Origin of the sequence: Thalassotalea sp. G20_0 (genome assembly GCF_017744175.1) — a bacterium.
In the GTDB taxonomy this organism is placed as follows: domain Bacteria; phylum Pseudomonadota; class Gammaproteobacteria; order Pseudomonadales; family Endozoicomonadaceae; genus Endozoicomonas.
The window spans coordinates 47,741-66,343 of record NZ_JAGHQV010000032.1 but is presented as its reverse complement, the minus strand read 5'-3'; the positions used below and the strand labels follow the sequence as shown (position 1 = coordinate 66,343).

General features: G+C 50.2%; 16 protein-coding genes. 3 read left to right on the top strand and 13 right to left on the bottom strand.

Annotated elements, in window-relative coordinates; genetic code table 11:
- Positions 1-152: 152 nt before the first annotated feature.
- The 11 genes from J7438_RS17685 to uxaC form a co-directional block, all read right to left on the bottom strand.
- Positions 153-1,148 (bottom strand): ABC transporter ATP-binding protein, encoded by a 996-nt coding sequence (locus J7438_RS17685; protein WP_209277594.1) that lies wholly within the window; start codon positions 1,146-1,148, stop codon positions 153-155.
- Between the two features lie 4 nt (positions 1,149-1,152).
- Positions 1,153-2,169, bottom strand: coding sequence for an ABC transporter ATP-binding protein (locus tag J7438_RS17680; protein ID WP_209277593.1), 1,017 nt, complete (start codon positions 2,167-2,169; stop codon positions 1,153-1,155).
- Positions 2,170-2,198: 29 nt separating this feature from the next.
- Positions 2,199-3,119, bottom strand: a complete 921-nt coding sequence (nikC, locus tag J7438_RS17675; protein WP_209202987.1) for a nickel transporter permease — start codon at positions 3,117-3,119, stop codon at positions 2,199-2,201.
- A gap of 12 nt (positions 3,120-3,131) precedes the next feature.
- Positions 3,132-4,058 (bottom strand): nickel ABC transporter permease, encoded by a 927-nt coding sequence (gene nikB / locus J7438_RS17670; protein ID WP_101747425.1) that lies wholly within the window; start codon positions 4,056-4,058, stop codon positions 3,132-3,134.
- Positions 4,059-4,150: 92 nt separating this feature from the next.
- Positions 4,151-5,668: a glutathione ABC transporter substrate-binding protein gene (locus tag J7438_RS17665; protein ID WP_209202986.1), complete on the bottom strand. Its 1,518-nt coding sequence runs from the start codon at positions 5,666-5,668 to the stop codon at positions 4,151-4,153.
- A 411-nt stretch (positions 5,669-6,079) separates the two neighbouring features.
- Positions 6,080-6,865, bottom strand: a complete 786-nt coding sequence (locus J7438_RS17660; RefSeq protein WP_353620153.1) for an FCD domain-containing protein — start codon at positions 6,863-6,865, stop codon at positions 6,080-6,082.
- 59 nt (positions 6,866-6,924) lie between these two features.
- Entirely contained in the window at positions 6,925-7,545 is a 621-nt protein-coding gene (locus J7438_RS17655; RefSeq protein ID WP_209277592.1) for a bifunctional 4-hydroxy-2-oxoglutarate aldolase/2-dehydro-3-deoxy-phosphogluconate aldolase, read from the bottom strand.
- On the bottom strand, positions 7,539-8,498 hold the full coding sequence (locus J7438_RS17650; RefSeq protein ID WP_209277591.1) for a sugar kinase: 960 nt from the start codon (positions 8,496-8,498) through the stop codon (positions 7,539-7,541). Before J7438_RS17650 ends, J7438_RS17655 begins: the two co-directional genes overlap by 7 nt.
- Positions 8,498-9,694: a mannonate dehydratase gene (gene uxuA / locus J7438_RS17645; RefSeq protein WP_209277590.1), complete on the bottom strand. Its 1,197-nt coding sequence runs from the start codon at positions 9,692-9,694 to the stop codon at positions 8,498-8,500. The genes J7438_RS17650 and uxuA overlap by 1 nt, the downstream gene beginning before the upstream one ends.
- 44 nt (positions 9,695-9,738) lie before the next feature.
- A complete protein-coding gene (locus J7438_RS17640; protein WP_209277589.1) occupies positions 9,739-11,217 on the bottom strand; it encodes a mannitol dehydrogenase family protein in 1,479 nt (492 codons plus the stop codon).
- A 10-nt stretch (positions 11,218-11,227) separates the two neighbouring features.
- Positions 11,228-12,649 carry a glucuronate isomerase gene (gene uxaC, locus J7438_RS17635; RefSeq protein WP_209277588.1) on the bottom strand — a complete coding sequence of 474 codons (1,422 nt, stop codon included), beginning with the start codon at positions 12,647-12,649 and terminating at the stop codon, positions 11,228-11,230.
- A 423-nt stretch (positions 12,650-13,072) separates the two neighbouring features.
- Here uxaC and uidA point away from each other — a divergent pair, with 423 nt between their 5' ends.
- Positions 13,073-14,902 (top strand): beta-glucuronidase, encoded by a 1,830-nt coding sequence (gene uidA, locus J7438_RS17630; protein WP_209277587.1) that lies wholly within the window; start codon positions 13,073-13,075, stop codon positions 14,900-14,902.
- A gap of 447 nt (positions 14,903-15,349) precedes the next feature.
- Here uidA and J7438_RS17625 read toward each other — a convergent pair whose 3' ends face one another.
- Together J7438_RS17625 and J7438_RS17620 are read right to left on the bottom strand one after the other, a co-directional pair.
- Positions 15,350-15,769: a hypothetical protein gene (locus J7438_RS17625; RefSeq protein ID WP_209277586.1), complete on the bottom strand. Its 420-nt coding sequence runs from the start codon at positions 15,767-15,769 to the stop codon at positions 15,350-15,352.
- A gap of 21 nt (positions 15,770-15,790) precedes the next feature.
- The gene (locus tag J7438_RS17620) at positions 15,791-16,252 is read right to left on the bottom strand and encodes a hypothetical protein (RefSeq protein ID WP_209202971.1); all 462 of its coding nucleotides are present in this window, start codon (positions 16,250-16,252) and stop codon (positions 15,791-15,793) included.
- Between the two features lie 261 nt (positions 16,253-16,513).
- On the opposite strand from J7438_RS17620, the gene J7438_RS17615 reads away from it, so the two are divergent.
- Positions 16,514-16,948: an acyl-CoA thioesterase gene (locus J7438_RS17615; RefSeq protein ID WP_209277585.1), complete on the top strand. Its 435-nt coding sequence runs from the start codon at positions 16,514-16,516 to the stop codon at positions 16,946-16,948.
- 186 nt (positions 16,949-17,134) lie between these two features.
- Entirely contained in the window at positions 17,135-18,364 is a 1,230-nt protein-coding gene (locus tag J7438_RS17610; RefSeq protein ID WP_209202969.1) for an NADH:flavin oxidoreductase/NADH oxidase family protein, read from the top strand.
- The last annotated feature ends 239 nt before the right edge of the window (positions 18,365-18,603 follow it).

Here is an 18,603-nt window from a genome sequence, read left to right as displayed (position 1 = left end):
CACGGAGACACAGAGGTAAAACTTTATCTTGTCTCCGTGCCTCTGTGTCTCCGTGGCAATTTTTCTTTCACGGCAAAAGACACCGAGACAAACTTCAACTCTCAGGGTTTGACGAAGAAGAAGTTGAAGTCATCCGGTATCTTTTTGGCGCGTTAATGCAGTCTGCTTAATATCGGCTCATAAATTTCAAGAGGGTCACCCCCGGCCATGGCACAGGCAACAAAGTGTCCTTCATTGATCTCGTTAAGGTGAATCTCTCTGGAGGTACACTCCGGTGCTGCATACTTGCAACGGGGCGCAAAGCGACAGCCAGGTGCCGGGTTGATGGGTGAGGTAATTTCGCCCTGCAACACTTCACGTTCCATTTTATGGTCCAGATGAATCGAAGGAATAGCCGATAACAAGGCCCTGGTATAAGGGTGAGTCGGGTTGCTGAACAAATCCCTCGCCGGTGCTTTCTCAATCAGCTGCCCCAGGTACATAACCGCGATTTCATCGGAGAAATGCTTAACCACCGATAAATCGTGAGTAATGAAAATATAAGTGAGTCCAAGCTGTTCCTGCAGATCCTGCATCAGGTTCAGAATCTGCGCCTGAATGGATACATCCAGCGCCGATACCGGCTCATCACAGATAATGAACTTTGGTTTCAGCGCCAGCGCACGGGCTATACCAATACGCTGCCGTCTACCACCGTCCAGCTCATGGGGATAAGTGTTGACCAGTCGAGGGCTTAGGCCAACCAGCTCCATTAATTCAGCGACACGTGCAGTAAGCTCCTGCTTGTTCTTCACTTTGTTGTGAATCAGCAGTGGTTCACCAATGATCTCACTGGCGGTCATCCGGGGGTTCAAAGAGGCAAAAGGATCCTGGAAGATAATCTGCATATCTTCACGCAGTCGCCGCATCTGATCTTTGTTGAAGTGGCGAATATTCTGCCCTTCAAACAGGATGTCGCCATCGGTGGCTTCCAGCAACCGCAGGATGACCCGGCCGGTGGTGGACTTACCGCAACCGGACTCACCGACAATGCCCAGGGTTTTCCCTTTCTTGATGGCAAAGTTAACGCCATCCACGGCGTGAAGGGTGCCTTTGGGGGTCGGGAAATATTTTTTGAGGTTTCTGACTTCCAGAATAGTGTCTGACATAACCTTACCCCTGCACCCTGTTAACGTCTGTTTGTTCTACCATTGACTGCAACATAAGACAGCGGGCAACATGGCCGGTTTCCGTCAAAACCGGTTCCGGTTCTGAGGCCGCACAGGTTGCTGTTGCATCCGGACAACGGGGATGGAACTTGCAACCGGACGGTGGGTCAGTTGGATCCGGCATCATGCCTTTAATGGGGTTCAGTCGTCCAACCGAGTGATCGAGATCGGGAATCGAACCAAACAGCCCCCTGGTGTAAGGATGTTTGGTATTTTCATACACATCGCGAATATCACCACTCTCCACCACTTCACCGGCGTACATAATCGCCACTTTGTCGCACACCTGGGCAACAACCCCCAGGTCGTGAGTGATCAGAATCATCGCGGTGTTGTAACGGCTTTTCAGATCTTTCATCAGATCCAGTACCTGGGCCTGAATGGTGACATCCAGTGCCGTGGTCGGCTCATCAGCGATCAGCAGGTCCGGGTTACAGGCAAGAGCAATGGCAATCACTACCCGTTGTTTCATGCCGCCAGAAAACTGGTGCGGAAAGTCACCCGCCCGGGCCGCCGGAATACCCACCATCTCCAGCATCTCGCCAGCTTTGCGGAAAGACTCTTTTTTGCTGACGCCTTCGTGGATAAGGATCACTTCGGCAATCTGCTCCCCAACCGTCATCACCGGGTTCAGAGAGGTCATGGGATCCTGGAAAATCATGGAAATCCGATTACCCCGAACGCCACGCAGTTTCTCTTTGGGCATTTGCAGCAGGTCTTGACCATCAAAGACCACTTTACCACTGACAATTCGACCCGGAGGGTTAGGCACCAGGCCCATAATACCAAGGGCCGTTGTCGTTTTGCCGGCACCGGTTTCTCCGATCAAACCAAGGGTTTCCCCCCGCTTCAGACTGATATTCAAGCCGTTGACCGCGTAGGTGGTTTCACCATCCACTTCATACACGATGCTGAGGTCTTCTATAGACAACAGATCCTGTTTGTTTGCTTGTTCTGTCATAGCATTTCTCTAATAGAACGTAGGGCCTGTTAATGTTTCAGTCGTGGATCAAGGGCATCACGAAGACCATCACCCAGCAGATTCAGGGCAAGAATCGTGATCATAATGGTCAGACCCGGGAAAGTAGTCACATGCCATGCATGGCGCAGATACTGACGACCACCGGCAAGCATTGCCCCCCACTCCGGTTCGGGTGGCTGAATACCAAGACCAATAAAGCTCAAACCCGCTGTGGACAAAATGGCACCCGCCACCCCCAGCGCACCCTGTACAATGACCGGCGACAGACAGTTAGGAATAATATGGCGGAAAATAATCCGCAGATCACTGGCACCAATAGCCCGGGCGGCTTCGATAAATTCCTGGTCACGAATGGTCAGCACCGATGCTCGCACCACACGTGCGTAGGTAGGAACGCTGGAAATCGCGATGGCCAGCATCAGGTTCATCAGGTTGGCGCCGAGCGCGGAAACAATGGCAATGGCCAACAGAATACTGGGTACGGCCAGGAAGATATCCATCACCCGCATGATAACGTTATCTATCTTGCCGCCGTAGTAACCGGCCACCGCACCGAGTCCGCCGCCCATGACAATGGCGATGGCCACAGAGAGTACACCCACCATCAGAGAGACCCGGGTGCCGTGAATGATCCGGGCAAAAATATCCCGACCAAACTCATCGGTTCCCAGCCAGTACTGGGCACTGGGTCCCTGCAGTCGATCAGCAAGATTCTGGGCAATGACCACCGTCTCATAGTCTGCAATCAGATCTGCAAAGATGGCCGCCAGCACCACCAGGGTGATGATAAACAGACCCAGCATGGCCATTTTGTCACGCTTCAGACGATGCCAGACTTCTAACCACTGGCTGCGTTTCTTCGGTGCCCCTTTTGCCGGGCTCTTATCCAGCTGACCCTGTACCGGATCCAGCGTCATTTCCTGAGACATGATTCTTGCTCCTTAGGCGTACTGGGATTTGATACGAGGGTCAACAAAACCGTACAGCAGATCCACCAGCAGGTTGACCAGACTGAACGTTGTGGCAAGGAATACCACGGTACCCAGGACGGTTGGCGCATCTTTCTGGCGAATCGCGTCCACCATCATCCGGCCAACACCTGGCCAGGAGAACACGGTCTCGGTCAGTACCGCACCGCCGAGCAACATACCAAACTGCAAACCGATCACCGTGATCACCGGGATCAGGGCATTTTTCAGGGCATGGCGGTTAATCACCACATTCTCAGCCACACCTTTGGCGCGGGCGGTACGGATATAATCCTGACGGATGACTTCCAGCATGGAGGAACGGGTCATCCGGGTAATAATGGCGGCAGAACCGGTACCCAGAGTGATAGCGGGCATGATCAGTGAACTCCAGCTGGAATAGCCACCGGAGGGCACCCAGCCCAGGTTGACGGAGAACAACAGAATCATCATCAAGCCCAGCCAGAAGTTGGGCATGGAGACACCCAGCAGGGCGAAAAACATCGAACCACTGTCGATCATTGAATACTGTCGTGTAGCAGAGATGATCCCGATGGGGATACCAATAATCACTGCAATCACCACACCCAGCGCTGCAAGAATCAGCGTGTTAGGGAATCGGGAAAAAATTTCATCAAATACATCACGGCCACTGGTGTAGGACTGGCCCAGGTCACCCGTCGCCGCATTCCCGACAAAGCGGGCATAACGCAGCAAAAACGGATCATTTAGCCCCATTTCTTCACGCAATTCGGCCACTGCTTCAGGCGGTGCATTTTCCCCGAGAATCAATTGTGCCGGATCGCCGGGGGTGAAGGACATGATGGCAAATACCAGCAGGGAGACACCCAGTAACACGGGTATCAGCAGCAATAGCCTTTTGAGTATAAATCTATGCATGGTTCACCTGATAAGGGGCTGAGTCCATCGGTAAAGCGTTTTGATGGGCAGAAAGTCACGCTGCACAGAACAGCGTGATGGTCAGATTCAAATTAGCCCTGGAAGCGGACACCTCTGATTTTGTGGTGGCCCGCAGGTGCCATGTGGAAGCCAAGCACATTCTTCTGGATACCAATGTTCTGGTACTGATCATAGATGGAGAATGTTGGCACTTCGTTTTGCAGAATTACCTGAATCTTGCCGTACAGCTCTTTTCGTTCACCGGCGTCAGTAGAAGTACGGGCCTGATTCAGCAGCTGGTCCACCTCTGCATTGCTGTAGAACGAACGGTTACCGGCACCGCCGTGGGTAGCGGAGTTGAACAGTGCATAGAGACCGTAGTCAGCATCGCCGGTCACGGTTACCCAGCCCATAATGAACATGTCGTGGTCACCACGGGAGGTACCGTCCAGGAATGCGCCCCACTCAACCACTTCGATGGACATATCGATACCGATCTGACGCAGTTGCGCCTGCAGGACCTGGGCGATCTGGACACGGGTAGGATTGTCGTTGGTCCAGATAGAGGTTTTGAAACCGTCGGCATAACCCGCTTCTGTCAGAAGCTCACGGGCTTTATCAAAGTTCTGCTTGTATCTTTCAATATTCGGGTTGAATCCAAATACCTTGGGACCAATCGGTGAGCTTGACGGAGAACCGGCACCCATCAACACCGCTTCGACAATGTCATCCGCATTGATGGCATAAGAAATCGCCTGACGTACTTTCACATTGTCGTAGGGTGCTTTTTTGGTGTTGAAGCCCAGGTAGGCAACAGAGAACGACTCTTCTTCCACCAGTGCCAGGTTGTCCTTACTGCGAACCGTGTCTTTGTCGATAGGTTCAAGGTCATAACCGATATCGATTTCTCCGGTTTCCAAAGCGATGGCACGGTTAGTGCCTTCAGGAATATTACGGAAGATAACGTTAGGAATTTCCTGTTTGCCACCGTAGTAATTATCGAAGGCTTTCAGCGTGATGCGATCACCCACAGCCCAGTCAACAAACTGGTATGGTCCGGTTCCCACTGGTTTCTGGCCATAGCTGTCACCCGCCGCTTTAACGGCTTTCTCATTCAGAATGGACGCAGCAGTGTGCGTGAGATGATAAAGCAGAGGACCAAAAGGCTCTTTGGTGATGACGTTCACCGTGTAGTCATCAACCACTTCTACAGTGCTGATGGAGTTGACGATATGAGCCACCGTTGGCGAAGCGATCATGGCTTCCAGTGTGAATTTAACGTCAGATGCCTTCAGTTCTTCACCATTATGGAATTTGACACCTTTTCTCAGCGTAAACTGAGTGGTTTTGTCATCCAGACTTTTCCAGGATTCAGCCAGACCAGGCACGATATTCATGTCCTTGTCTGTCTCAACCAGCTGGCTGTAAATCTGAACCGCCACCCGGGAAGAAGGCTGGTCATTGGTGGCATGAGGGTCAAGAGTCTTGGCATCTGCACCCTGGCCAACCACCAGCGTGTCTTTCATCTTGACTGCTTCTTCTGCTCCCCCGCAAGCGGAAAGGACAACTGCCATGCCGACGGCTATGGCAGCTTTTACTGCTTTTATCATCACTAAGCCCATCAATATTTCTAATTTATGATATGGAACTGCTAACTATATAAGCCCTGGTGCATGTTTATGCATCAGTCGTCGTGTTTCCAGACTCCCGGGCTTTATCAGTAGCCATTCAAGAATTGCCGATATACCGACACGAATGCTTATAAAGAAAATTCAAGAAAAAATACCGCTCAGCGAGTATAAAATAAGAGTTTTTTCTTAATATTGATTTAAATCAGATGTTTATCTTGGATAGGGCTTTCTTTCGGTGGTCGTTTGCTGAGAGGTTTGGTGTGCATTCCCAAGGGGAGAGGATTGCAACAGTTATAAAAGCCTTGAACCACAAAGACACGAAGGCACAAAGGAAATCTTCTGTTTGCTGAGTGTAGCTCAGACAAACCCGGGAAAACCTTTGTGTCTTTGTTAAGAAATCACGGACGGACTGTAGTCAAACAGAAAGCGATCAAAAGAGTCTTCAGTATTGTCAGAAACCCGCAGGAGTGTGGTTTTTACATTCTCAAGGTGTTGCCACATGGCATCCCTTGCCTCTTCCGATTTGCGCTGGGATAAAGCCTCAATAATCCTTTCATGATCGCTCACCCACTCTTCAAGATAGTCTACCTTACCAATCCATTCATGGAGACGTTTCCACATGGCGCTGTTTTTGCGGATGTCCCACAGTTGCTGAGTTAAGGCAACCAGCACACTGTTCTGGGTGGCTTCCGCCACGGCAATATGAAACAGCTCGTCACCTTTGCCACTGTTAATGCCCTGGCGAATTTCCTTTTTCTCCAGTTCGAGAGCCGCTTTCATGTTTTGCAGGTTGGACTTATTCAGCTGGGTTGCCGCAAAGGCAGCCACATGGCTTTCGATCAGTTGCCTTGCCTGCAATAACTCAAATGGGCCAACATCATTGACACTGGCGAGATCGTGATCATCGGATGCGGTGGCAGGCTGGTTACGTTCACTGGCGATAACATGAATGCCTGAGCCTTTACGCACTTCAATCAGACCTTCCAGTTCGAGCATAATCAGCGCTTCACGTACAATAGTGCGGCTGACATTGAGCATGGTTGCAATATCCCGTTCAGCCGGCAGGCGGCTGCCTACCGCGTAGACACCATCAATAATCTGCTGGCGGATATCACGTCCAATTTTCTGATATAGCCGCTTGGGTTCTGACAGGACAAGCATTGGGTTTTGTGCCACTTTTTGAGTCTGTTGGTTTATTTTATACCGCAATACCCGAGAAGTATTGCGGTAGGGAATCAGCGTGCCAACTGTTTAACTAACAACGTTATTTCGCTCCAGTTGCCACTTTCAACCACCGATTTAGGTACCAGCCAGGAACCACCGACGCACAGAACATTATCCAGTGCCAGATAATCCTGGTAGTTTTCCGGATTAATGCCTCCGGTAGGACAAAAGGTCACCTGAGGAAACGGGCCAGCCAGGGATTTTAACATAGATTGTCCACCTACGACTTCTGCCGGGAACAACTTCAATACATCGAACCCATAATCAAGGGCCTGCATAACCTCTGACGGAGAAGATACACCAGGCAATAACAGGATATTTTGCTCTCTGGACGCCGCAAGAAGCGCGGGGGTCGCACCCGGAGAAATAACAAAATCGGCACCGGCCTGATGAACGGCCAGTAATTGTTCCGGGTTCACCACCGTACCGGCACCCACCAGACAGTCAGGCATCTCCTGTTTAATCCGTTGAATCGCTGCAACGGCACACTCGCTGCGCAGTGTCACCTCAAATACCGAGATACCGCCATCGTACAGGGCTCTGGCCATGGGCAGAGCCTGGTCAATGTCGTCGATCACCATCACGGGCATGACGGGAAAAGCACGGTTTAAAACATCACGGGCGGTTAGCATGACTGTGTTTGTTCCAATAATCGGGAGGTAACAGATGTGGGGATGATAGCGCCTTTGTACTGTATGACACTTGCCGCCAGACGGTGGGCAAAAGCGGCGGCAGTTTCCGGTGTATCGCCTGACATTCTGCGGGCAAGATAACCACCATTGAAGGAGTCACCGGCGGATGTGGTATCTACGATCTGACTGACAACTGAGGCCGGTACAAAGGACAATGCCTGGTTAACAATGATGCTGCAGCCATCACCACCCTGTTTAATGACCACTTCCGGAATAGAAGACAGTCGATTTCTGGTGTCGGTAATAGACTGATCGCCAAACAGTGCCTGCTCGTCATCAAAGGTAACCAGCGCGATATCGGTTAACGCAAGAAACTCGTTGGTCACTGACTGAGCCTGTTCCCTGGACGACCAGAGACGTGGCCGATAGTTGCTGTCGAAGGCGACCTTTGCGCCTCGCTCTCTGGCTCTGGTCAGGGTTTTTTTCAGCAGTTCCCGGCTACCTTCATCCAAAATAGCCAGACTGATACCTGACAGGTAGTAGAGGTCGAATGATTCCGCCAGTTCAGAACGCTGTGCCGGTGTAAGACCATGGCTGAATAACGCCCTGGCAGCAGAATCGCTTCTCCAGTAACTGAAACTGCGCTCTCCATAGGCGTCCAGTTCAATGGCATACAGGCCCGGTACTTTTTCGGGTAGCCGTGAAATCCATTGGCAATTGATCTTCTCACTCTGGAAAAAATCAATCATGCGATCACTGAAGCTATCTTTGCCAATGGCGGTGATATAGCTGGTATCAATCGCGTGTGCTGCGGTTCGGGCTATATAGATAGCGGTATTGAGCGTGTCGCCGGCAAAGGCCTGTTTGAACAGGCCATTCTCTGCAGGTGACAGCTCCACCATGCACTCACCAATACAGGCGACACGCACAGCATGGGCTGTCTGACTGGTCATTACAGGCTCCGTTCAATGCCCATCATCAGGCCACGAAGTTCGGCAAGGCCACGCATACGGCCAATGCAGGAGTAGCCCGGGTTGGTTTCCTTGTTAAGATCGTCCAGCATCTGATGACCGTGGTCAGGACGCATGGGGATCATGCAGTCTACCCGACCTTCAGCCTTACGACGACGCTGCTCCATAACCAGTGCACGAGTCACGTCGTACAGGTTGGCCATGCCTTCCAGATGGTTGGCTTCATAGAAACTGCCATCGTCTTCACGCTCCACACTGCGCAGGTGGACAAAGTGAATACGGCTGCCCAGACGCTCAACCATACCCGGCAGATCATTATCTTCCCGTGGGCTGAGTGAGCCGGTGCAGAAAGTAATGCCGTTATATATGCTATCTACTGCCTGGGTAATACGAATAAAGTCGTCTTCTGTGCTGGCAATGCGTGGCAGACCCAGGATCGCCCAGGGTGGGTCATCCGGGTGAATGCACAGACGTACGCCAGCTTCTTCCGCTGCAGGTACGACTTCACGCAGGAAGGCAAACAGGTGCTGGCGCAGGCCTTCGGCATCAATGTGCGCGTAGCTGTCCAGCGCCTGCTGGAACTGCTCCAGGGTGTAACCTTCTTCTGCACCGGGCAAGCCGGCAATCAGGTTTTTGGTCAGGCGCTGGATATCTGCTTCGGTCATGGTCGCAAAGCGTTCTTTGGCCCTGGCCTGCTCTTCTTCGCTGTAATCCACTTCCGCCCCCGGGCGCTTCAGAACATACAGTTCAAATGCCGCAAACTCGTAGCGGTCAAAGCGAAGCGCACGACTTCCGTCTCTTACTTCATAAGCAAGGTCGGTACGGGTCCAATCCAGCACTGGCATAAAGTTGTAGCACACCACATCAATGCCACAGGTACCCAGATTGCGAATGGTCGTGGCGTAGTTTTTCAGATGACGTGCAAAGTCACCGGTCCGTTTTTTGATGTCTTCGGAGACCGGCACACTCTCAACCACCGACCAGCGCAATCCGGTAGGACGGCCTTGTTCCTCATCCCACTCAATTTCCCGCTTGCGCTTTTCAATTTCCTCAACACTCCATACTTCACCATTGGCAATGTGATGCAGTGCCGAAACAATACCGGTTGCTCCGGTCTGCATAATGTCACGAATGGTGACCGGGTCTTTAGGGCCGTACCAGCGCCATGTCTGTTCCATGATGTTATCCTCTCCCGGGCAGAAGCCGGTTATTAAATCATTGGTTAAATGGTTTGTGCCAGCAGTGCCATTGCCTGTTTGGCACCATGCTCGCGGATTGAGTGGAAGGCTTTAGTCACTTCAGAAACGAATCGTTCATTCTTCGCCAGGGCCGGATCAAACACTGCATCCAGCCCCAGAAATGCCTTTACCTGCTGTTCAGGATGTTCCTGATGTTGGCTCGCTGTGGCCTTTAACTGTTCTGCCATTGGGTCACGCACATCGATTTCATTGCCCTGCTCATCGGTTCCCGATACGTAATGCATCCAGCCAGCAATGCCCAGTGCGATGGCAGCAAATGCCTTATCTTCCGCCAGCAGGGTTCTGGCAGAATTCAGCCAGCGCTGAGGCACTTTCTGGGAACCGTCCATGGCGATTTGCCATGTCTGGTGTTTCAGGCCCGGGTTGGTAAAGCGCTCAATCAGTTTTTCAGCATAGCTGGCGAAGTCGGTAGGCTCCGGCATCTCCAGCGTGGCGGCCGCTTCATTATTCATGTAGTGACGGGTCACTTTGACAAACTGCGGGTCCTGCATACAGACGTCGATGGTTTTATAACCGGCCAGGTAACCCAGATACGCCAGAATGGAGTGGCTACCATTGAGCATACGCAGCTTCATCTCTTCATAAGGCTGCACATCGGCGACAAACATGGCACCGTCTACGTTGTCCCAGGGTGGACGCCCCATGGTGAAATGGTCTTCAATCACCCACTGGCGATAGGCTTCGGTAACAATGGCCCCTTTGTCGTCAGTGCCCAGATAAGCCTGAACATCGGCAAAGCTCTCTTCTGTCATCGCTGGCACGATACGATCGACCATGGTGCATGGGAACGCCACCTCTTCACGAATCCAGCCTGCCAGCTCCTTGTCCATGGCTTCTGCCATCTGGATCACCGCTGCACGGGCACGCTTACCATTGTCTGGTACGTTGTCACAGCTCAGAACGGTAAAGGGTGCGATGCCTTTGGCACGACGCTGATCCAGTGCCGTGACGATCAGGCCAAGGGCTGATTTCGGGTTTTGTGGGTTGGCCAGATCGTGGGCAATAAGGGCGTTATCCAGCATCAATCTGCCGGTAGCGGGGTTCAGACAATAACCTTTCTCGGTAATGGTCAGAGAGACAATACGGGTAGTCTCAGCAGCCATAACCTCCAGCAGCGGACGTCGATCGTCCTCTACCGCAAGGGATTGCCGGATAGCCGTTGCCAGCTTCACCGTACGGGAGCCATCCGGGTTCATTTCTGTGACGGTGTAGGCGTTGTCCTGACTTTGCAGGTCCGCGACCAGCTCCTGACCACCAAAAATATTGGCAGCACAGATGCCCCAGTGAAATTCGCCGGTGGCAGAAATCGCTTCATGGGTATAAAGCGCCTGATGAGCACGATGAAACGCACCAAGGCCAATATGCACAATACCGGCGCTCAGCTCCGAGGCGTCGTAGCTGTTGGCTACAATTTTGTCGCTGCTATATTGTTTATTAATCATCTCCGTCCCCTCACAATCGGTAAGCTTTCCTGGCCAATCCGCTGGTTAGCTCGTGAGCCAGTTCAAACGCTTCTTCTTCGGTAATGCGATGCTCACATACCAGCGATGCCAGAAAGTTACAGTCCACCCGACGGGCAACATCATGACGGGCAGGGATACTCAGGAATGCACGGGTATCGTCGTTGAAACCCACGGTGTTATAGAAACCGGCGGTTTCTGTCACCATGCGACGGTAGCGCATCATGCCTTCCGGACTGTCGTGGAACCACCAGGCAGGACCCAGCTTCAGAGCCGGATAATGACCCGCCAATGGTGCCAGCTCACGGGCGTAAACATCTTCGTCCAGAGTAAACAGAATGATGGTCAGGTTCGGATCATTACCCACTTCATTCAACAGCGGGCGCAGGTTGTGAACAAACTCCGCCTTCAAGGGAATATCCGCCCCTTTATCCGCACCAAAACGTGCCAGCAGGCTTTGGTTGTGATTGCGGTAAACGCCGCAGTGAATCTGCATCACCAGGCCGTCTTCCTGAGACATGCGGGCCATTTCAACCAGCATATGGCCACAGAACTGCTGCGCTTCTTCCGCAGAAATCTCTCCGGCCAGTGCTTTCGTCAGTAGTAACTGACAAGTGTCTTTTGATAGAACCGTGGTGTAAGGCGTTGGATAGCTGTGGTCAGTGGCGGTAGCACCTGTGCTTTGGAAAAACGCCCGACGTTTGCGTAATGCCGTCAGATAGTCAGACCACTGATGGACATCTTCACCGGTCTGCTCCGCCAGCAATGCCATATGGGCTGAGAAATCAGGATGGTACGGATCCGTTACTGAATCCGGGCGGAAGGTAGTGATTACACGTCCCTGCCAGTCACTGGCATTAATTTTCAGATGGCTCTTCAGCGTATCAACAGCGGTTTCCGTGGTCGCCAGCACTTCAATATTGAAGCGCTCATAAAGGCTGCGAGGCAGGAATGCTTCGGTCTTCAGCTGAGCATCAATATGATCGTAAATCCCTTGTGCTGTTTTGCTGTTTAACGGCTGATCAACACCAAGCACTTCGGTCATGGCGTGGTCCATCCACATACGGGTTGGGGTGCCACGGAACAGAAAGTAGTTGTCGGCAAAAATCTGCCACGCTTTGCGAGGGTCCTGCTCAACCTTTATTGATGGGTCTTGACTGTTGATACCAATGCTTTCCAGGGAAATACCCTGGCTATGCAACATCCGAAACGCATAATGATCCGGCTGAAGCAATAGTGCAGCAGGGTTGCCGAACGGCTGATTGTCTGCAAACCATGCCGGATCGGTATGACCATGGGGGCTAATAATGGGCAAGTGTCTTATTTCCTGATACAGGGCACGTGCAACACTGCGGGTGCTGTTATCTGAGGAAAAAAGACGATCCGGATGAGGCCAATATGATTGGTTAAACATTGTATTACCGGCTTACCTTCAGGTTGCTAATGTAGTTCATGTCAGGACTTTTATATCAGACTTGATAAAATTGGATCAACCAATTTTGCGGTAAACCGGAAAGGATTTGACCTGAGGCATGTTTGCTGATTAATGCCAAAAAAAAAGAGTGCGTTGGGGTTAAGTTTTGATAATTATGGCATGGGTATTGACCATTTTTGCCGTTCTATTCTAGCATAACCGGCAATTGGACTTACAAGAACAAGAAAAATGACTCAGCATATCCCAAGAAATAGGTTCGGTACTGATTTTTGGTTTGACATATTGGTCTAAAACTCTTCACCAAAAGAACTGCTATTCACGACTCTCATACTCTCAGACAGATCAGAGCCCGGGGTACCAAAGGTTTTAACCAATATTACTGGCTGTTAAACGGAGCATAAAATGACTGCTTTCTTATACCCGCACGAAACCAGAACCCGTCGCATCATCGACATCAGTGGCATTTGGAAATTCCGCGCCGACACGAAAACGGAAGGTCGCACCAATGGCTGGAAAGATGGCCTGACTGACACCACGTTGATGGCCGTTCCATCCAGCTACAATGACATCACTACCGACAAGGCACTGCGTGATCACTGTGGTGATGTTTGGTACGAAACTGAGTTTTACATTGCCGAAGAATGGCAGGATCGTGATGTATTCGTCCGCTTTGGCAGTGCTACCCACCGTGCCATTGTTTATGTGAATGGTGTGGAAGTCGCGAGCCACGATGGCGGCTATATGCCTTTCGCCGGTCAACTGAACGACGTTGTTCGTTTTGGTGAAAAGAATAAAATGGTGGTCGTGGTCAATAATGAACTGAGCTATGCCACCATTCCTGCTGGCAGGGTTGCTACCCACATGGACGGTACCAAAGAAGTCAAGCCGTTCTTTGATTTCTTTAACTATGCCGGTATTCACCGTGCCGTTAAGCTGATGGCGCTGCCCAGGAGTCGTGTTGAGGATATCACGGTCACCACTGACTTCGACCAGAGCCTGGGTAAAGTGGATTACCAGGTCAGCGCGATGGGCAGTGGCGACGTTTCGGTTGAACTTCTGGACGAGGACGGCAAGGTTGTTGCCAATGGTGAAGGCGCTGAGGGCTCACTGGAGATCGACAACGTTAAACTCTGGCAGCCGGGTAATGCCTACCTGTATACGCTGCAAGTCAGCATTAACGACAATGGCCAATTGGTTGACCAGTATCCACAGACCGTCGGTGTGCGTACTGTTAAAGTTCAGGGTACTCAGTTCCTGATCAATAACGAGCCCTTCTATTTCAAAGGCTTTGGTAAACACGAAGATTCCGATATCCGTGGCCGTGGTTACGATGCTGCGCTGAACCTGCGTGATATGGAGCTGCTGGACTGGATCGGTGCCAACTCCATCCGTACCTCTCACTATCCGTATTCTGAAGAGTTTATGCAGCTGGCCGAGCGCAAAGGTCTGGTGGTCATCAATGAGACTGCGGCGGTTGGTCAGTTTGATGCCTTGATGAACTTTGTGTCTGCCGGTGCCGGTGGTGCTTCCCAGTCCAAGTTCTTTGACCGCCCTGTAGTACAAAAAGAAGGCATGGTTGCCCATAAACAAGCCATCCGTGAACTGTTCCAGCGTGATAAAAACTATGCGTGCGTGGTCATGTGGGCCCTGTCTAACGAGCCGGATACTTCCCAGGAAGCCTCTGAGCCTTACTTTAAAGAGATTTTTGAATATTCTCGTGAGCTTGACCCTCAGAACCGTCCGCTGACCCTGATTAACTTTATGATGGCACCATACGGCATATGCCGTGCAAGCAAGTTTGCCGATGTGATCTGTCTGAACCGTTATTACGGTTGGTACATGATGAACGGCCTGGAGCAGCGCAATGCCGCCAAGGTGTTTAGTCAGGAGTTGTCAGGCTGGGCCAATGAAGGCAAGCCAATCGTCATCACCGAGTACGGCGCGGATACTGTTGCCGGTATCCACAAACTGCCCAGTGTGCAATTCTCTGAAGAGTACCAGTGTGAGTACCTTGATCAGCAGCATGAAGCCTTTGACGGGTGTTCTGCGGTGGTTGGTGAGCAGATGTGGAACTTCGCGGACTTCCAGACCTGGGAAGGTTTCCTCCGGGTTGATGGTAATAAGAAGGGGGCGTTTACCCGTACCCGTCAACCCAAGATGTCGGCCCATCACCTGAAACGTCGCTGGGATACAATCAGTGACTTTGGTTATAAAGAATCAATGGATAAGTAACTGCATAAAATTACCGACATTTTTATTCAAAGGGATCGTTCCAACGGTCCCGGGGATGTCCAAACAACCGTAAAAATGGTCTCGTTACAAGGTCGGTTCGCATGCACTTATTGGGTATAGGAACCGACTCCCCACCGTCACCCCCTGTTAAACTCTCATGATTCCGGAAAGAAACAGGTTTTTCCATCGGATTGATACAGGAAAATTATTGGTCTGTGTTTTGTGCACTTGCGAGAGGGAGGAGATATTCAGTTTTCAGAAATTGTTCGATAAGTATGATCAAATGGGTTTTTGGTTATAGTGGAATTGGTCTGGCATACCAGAATAATTTTTCTGGTTCTTTGCCAGGCCAGTATTAAATGCGTTGATACTGCCAATTTGCTGCCACCGCAGTAGGGCAGTCTATTCCTCCTGGACACTTTCAATTTAAAAATTCAATAACATTCTCTATCCAGCTTTCTTTACCGGATCATTATGTTCAGTCCCGTGCCCGTTTTGCAGCCACTCACATAAGTGCTCTTCCCCGGGTTCGGGTAAGATCTCTCCACCTTCCATGATCCATTGAGCAGGCATCTCAAACATGTCGGTTTCCAGCTCTTTATCTGTGAGGATCATCAATTGACAGATGCGTCTGGCCATTTCCTTTTGTAATGTTTCTCGCATCTCAGCGGTTCGACCTTTTCGTATACCACCATAAACATGCATGGCGACACCGTCGTTTAAAGTAGCATTTTCCCAAAACATCACGTTCACAAATGTTTCCGGAGCGCCTGTGAGGCCGCAATGAACATTCATGATCAAGTTAGCTAATTCAACACGTCTGGAGTTCGGTAAGCTTTTTGGTGTGGTAACAGTGTAGAGTGGCATAGTGCTATCCTTGATTTATTTTTATAACGTAACACTGGTGTTGTAATAGCCTTTCTTCAAACGCCCCATCATAAAGCGCATCAGCATTTTCAGCATGGTAGATTTACGCTTGGACGGTTTGAATCGTTTGACCAAACCCTGCTGAAATTTTTCCGACTCTGAAAAATCACTGGATGCCAGAATAATCTGATCCTGCGTGCAGCCGGTAATCTCTTGCCATTTGGCGCACACTTCCGACATAAAAGGGTGCCGCCTGGACGCTGGCAGGTCATCTTGCACAGGCAGTTGTACACTGGATGCGGAAGATAACTTGCCGGCCAGATAGGCCTGTCCATAGGGCAAGGTTAACCACATAAATACCAGTTTATAGTCAGACCCAAAGTGCTTCCGGTATATATCTTTTATGGAGGATTCCAGTTGTTTGATTCTGGTATACCCAAGAGAACCTTCCTGGATAGTACACATCACGCGGATGGACTTCATTTGTTCACCTGTCATGCTTTTCTTATTTTCAATTATCTTAGGAAGTAAACACGTTGATAAACAGTGAATTGTTTTTTGACCCCCTGACAATCTGGTGCATAATCCAGCAGCCCTGTGTATGCTTTTTTTTTGGAGCACAGATAAAATAAGTTCATTACCCGGAATCCAGGTCATTAGGTATATTTCATGGGCCGTTAAATTAAGCCAAATTGCTCTGAATATTCAGCCTGTTGAGGTAAATCAATCCAGAGAGTATGTCCCATGGAACGAAAGTTATTTAGTCACTTCTATCAAGATACTGTCCGCTGGGGAGATTGTGATCAACTGGGGCATTTGAATAATGCCGCTTATATGCGACTCATTGAATCTGCACGTCTGGACTATTTTTTTAACATACTTAAGATTGAGCTGAGGCCTGATTCAGAACAGGGATGGGTGATGAGAGGATTAAACTGCGAATTTAATGAGCAGCTCCACTACCCCACACAGCTGGAAATAGGTACACGATTCAGTAAAGTCGGAAACAGTAGCGCTATTATTGAGGCTGCTATTTATAGAGAAGGCGAAGAACAACCGGTCTTTACCGCGAGTGTGCCGAGTATTTGGTGTAACTATAAAAAAGGCATATCCGCCAGAATACCCGACTTCATCAGAAATGCCATAAAGGATTATGAAGTCAATGTGGAAGGCCTGTAATCAAGTCCATTAAACCGCACTTGGTAGAAATAAACGGACACAACACAGCCGGTAACACGGGCTATTGTTAACTTTTTATCCAATGCCTTTTGTTTGGTGCACAGGAAAAATAAGTTCATTACCACGGGATGAAGTCTTACGAAATAATAACCATGGTTATTAATCCATGAGGTCAGAAGAACGTATATGACAACCACATCGCCTTTATCAGAAGAACTAAAGTTACGTTCTGGTTCAGTACTCAAAAACCGTATTTGCAAATCAGCCATGAATGAAGCCATCGCCACCGGCAAAGGCGGTGTTGTACGACAATTTGAGGTCTTATACAGAACGTGGGCGGAAGGTGGCTCCGGGCTACTTATCACCGGTAATGTAATGGTCGATAAACGCCATGCCAATGAACCCCTTGCCGTGGCCGTGGAAGATTATGAGGATTTTCAACTGTTAGAGTTATGGGTTGAAGGTGCCAAGTCCAAAGGTGGTCAAATCTGGGCTCAGCTTAACCATCCGGGCAAGCAATCACCTAAATTTCTCAATGATGCCCCCCTGGCACCCTCTGCAATTCCCCTGGCGAGCGATATGTTTATTCCGCCCCGGGAACTGACCGAGACAGAGATCAAAGACATTATTCGCCGATTCACCAGGACGTCTTTGATTCTAAAGGAAGCGGGATTCGATGGTGTTCAGCTACATGGTGCCCACGGTTATTTAATCAGCCAATTCCTCTCGCCAAACCACAACAAGCGTAACGATAAATGGGGCGGTTCCCTTGAAAATCGTATGAGATTTGTCAAAGAAATTTACGCATCCATTCGAGAGGAGGTGGGTGAGCATTTTGGTATCGGCATTAAATTAAACTCTTCAGATTTCCAGAAAGGTGGTTTCACTCAAGAAGAGTCCATCGAGGTGTGTAAGCATCTGGATAAAATGGGCATCGACCTGATTGAGGTTTCTGGTGGTAGCTGGGAAAACCCGGTAAACCGACGGGGCGAGCAAAAAGAAAGCACGAAAAAGCGTGAAGCGTATTTCCTCGAATTTTCTGAACAGCTTAAGAAGAATGTATCGGCACCGATCATGGTTACCGGTGGATTCAGAAGCCAGCAGGCGATGGAAGAAGCGATTCAATCCGGCGCAGTGGATGTGATTGGCCTGGCGCGACCGTTTGTGGTTGATCCCAATCTTGCCAACAATCTGCTGTCTGGCACTAACTACCGCTCCAGCGTAAAACCCATTTCCACGGGTATTAAAAAGATCGATGATATGGCTATCATGGAAATCAGCTGGTACACCGATCAAATTCGCCGGATGAGTGAAGGCTTACCCCCAAAAACCAGAGTTCGTGGTGCTTTCTCCGCGTTTAAAGTGCTATACAACTTTTGGAAACGGGGCCAACAGGTAAAACGTGTTCGAGCGTGACTGTCTTTAGTCTGTGGCCGGGAAGCCCTCTTTAAGCCAATGGTACTGACTTAAGAGTGAAAGTCTTGCCACACGTAGGCTTTAAGGCACCCTGCGATTTGAACCACAAAGCACACAAAGAGCACAAAGGAAAAGAAAAGCTCTTCTTAGTGCTCTTTGTGTGCTTTGTGGTTCCAATTCAAATCTCTCAACCTGTATCAATCCCCATGTTTGCGGGGCTTTTAAGCTTAAGTCAGTGT

Coding starts and splice junctions, on each gene's coding strand:
- nikC (WP_209202987.1), bottom strand. CDS start 3,119: ATGTCTCAGGAAATGACGCTGGATCCGGTACAGGGTCAGCTGGATAAG.
- J7438_RS17650 (WP_209277591.1), bottom strand. CDS start 8,498: ATGACCAGTCAGACAGCCCATGCTGTGCGTGTCGCCTGTATTGGTGAG.
- J7438_RS17625 (WP_209277586.1), bottom strand. CDS start 15,769: ATGCCACTCTACACTGTTACCACACCAAAAAGCTTACCGAACTCCAGA.
- J7438_RS17680 (WP_209277593.1), bottom strand. CDS start 2,169: ATGACAGAACAAGCAAACAAACAGGATCTGTTGTCTATAGAAGACCTC.
- J7438_RS17665 (WP_209202986.1), bottom strand. CDS start 5,668: ATGATAAAAGCAGTAAAAGCTGCCATAGCCGTCGGCATGGCAGTTGTC.
- J7438_RS17685 (WP_209277594.1), bottom strand. CDS start 1,148: ATGTCAGACACTATTCTGGAAGTCAGAAACCTCAAAAAATATTTCCCG.
- uxuA (WP_209277590.1), bottom strand. CDS start 9,694: ATGGAACAGACATGGCGCTGGTACGGCCCTAAAGACCCGGTCACCATT.
- nikB (WP_101747425.1), bottom strand. CDS start 4,058: ATGCATAGATTTATACTCAAAAGGCTATTGCTGCTGATACCCGTGTTA.
- J7438_RS17610 (WP_209202969.1), top strand. CDS start 17,135: ATGACAACCACATCGCCTTTATCAGAAGAACTAAAGTTACGTTCTGGT.
- uidA (WP_209277587.1), top strand. CDS start 13,073: ATGACTGCTTTCTTATACCCGCACGAAACCAGAACCCGTCGCATCATC.
- uxaC (WP_209277588.1), bottom strand. CDS start 12,649: ATGTTTAACCAATCATATTGGCCTCATCCGGATCGTCTTTTTTCCTCA.
- J7438_RS17620 (WP_209202971.1), bottom strand. CDS start 16,252: ATGAAGTCCATCCGCGTGATGTGTACTATCCAGGAAGGTTCTCTTGGG.
- J7438_RS17640 (WP_209277589.1), bottom strand. CDS start 11,217: ATGATTAATAAACAATATAGCAGCGACAAAATTGTAGCCAACAGCTAC.
- J7438_RS17615 (WP_209277585.1), top strand. CDS start 16,514: ATGGAACGAAAGTTATTTAGTCACTTCTATCAAGATACTGTCCGCTGG.
- J7438_RS17655 (WP_209277592.1), bottom strand. CDS start 7,545: ATGCTAACCGCCCGTGATGTTTTAAACCGTGCTTTTCCCGTCATGCCC.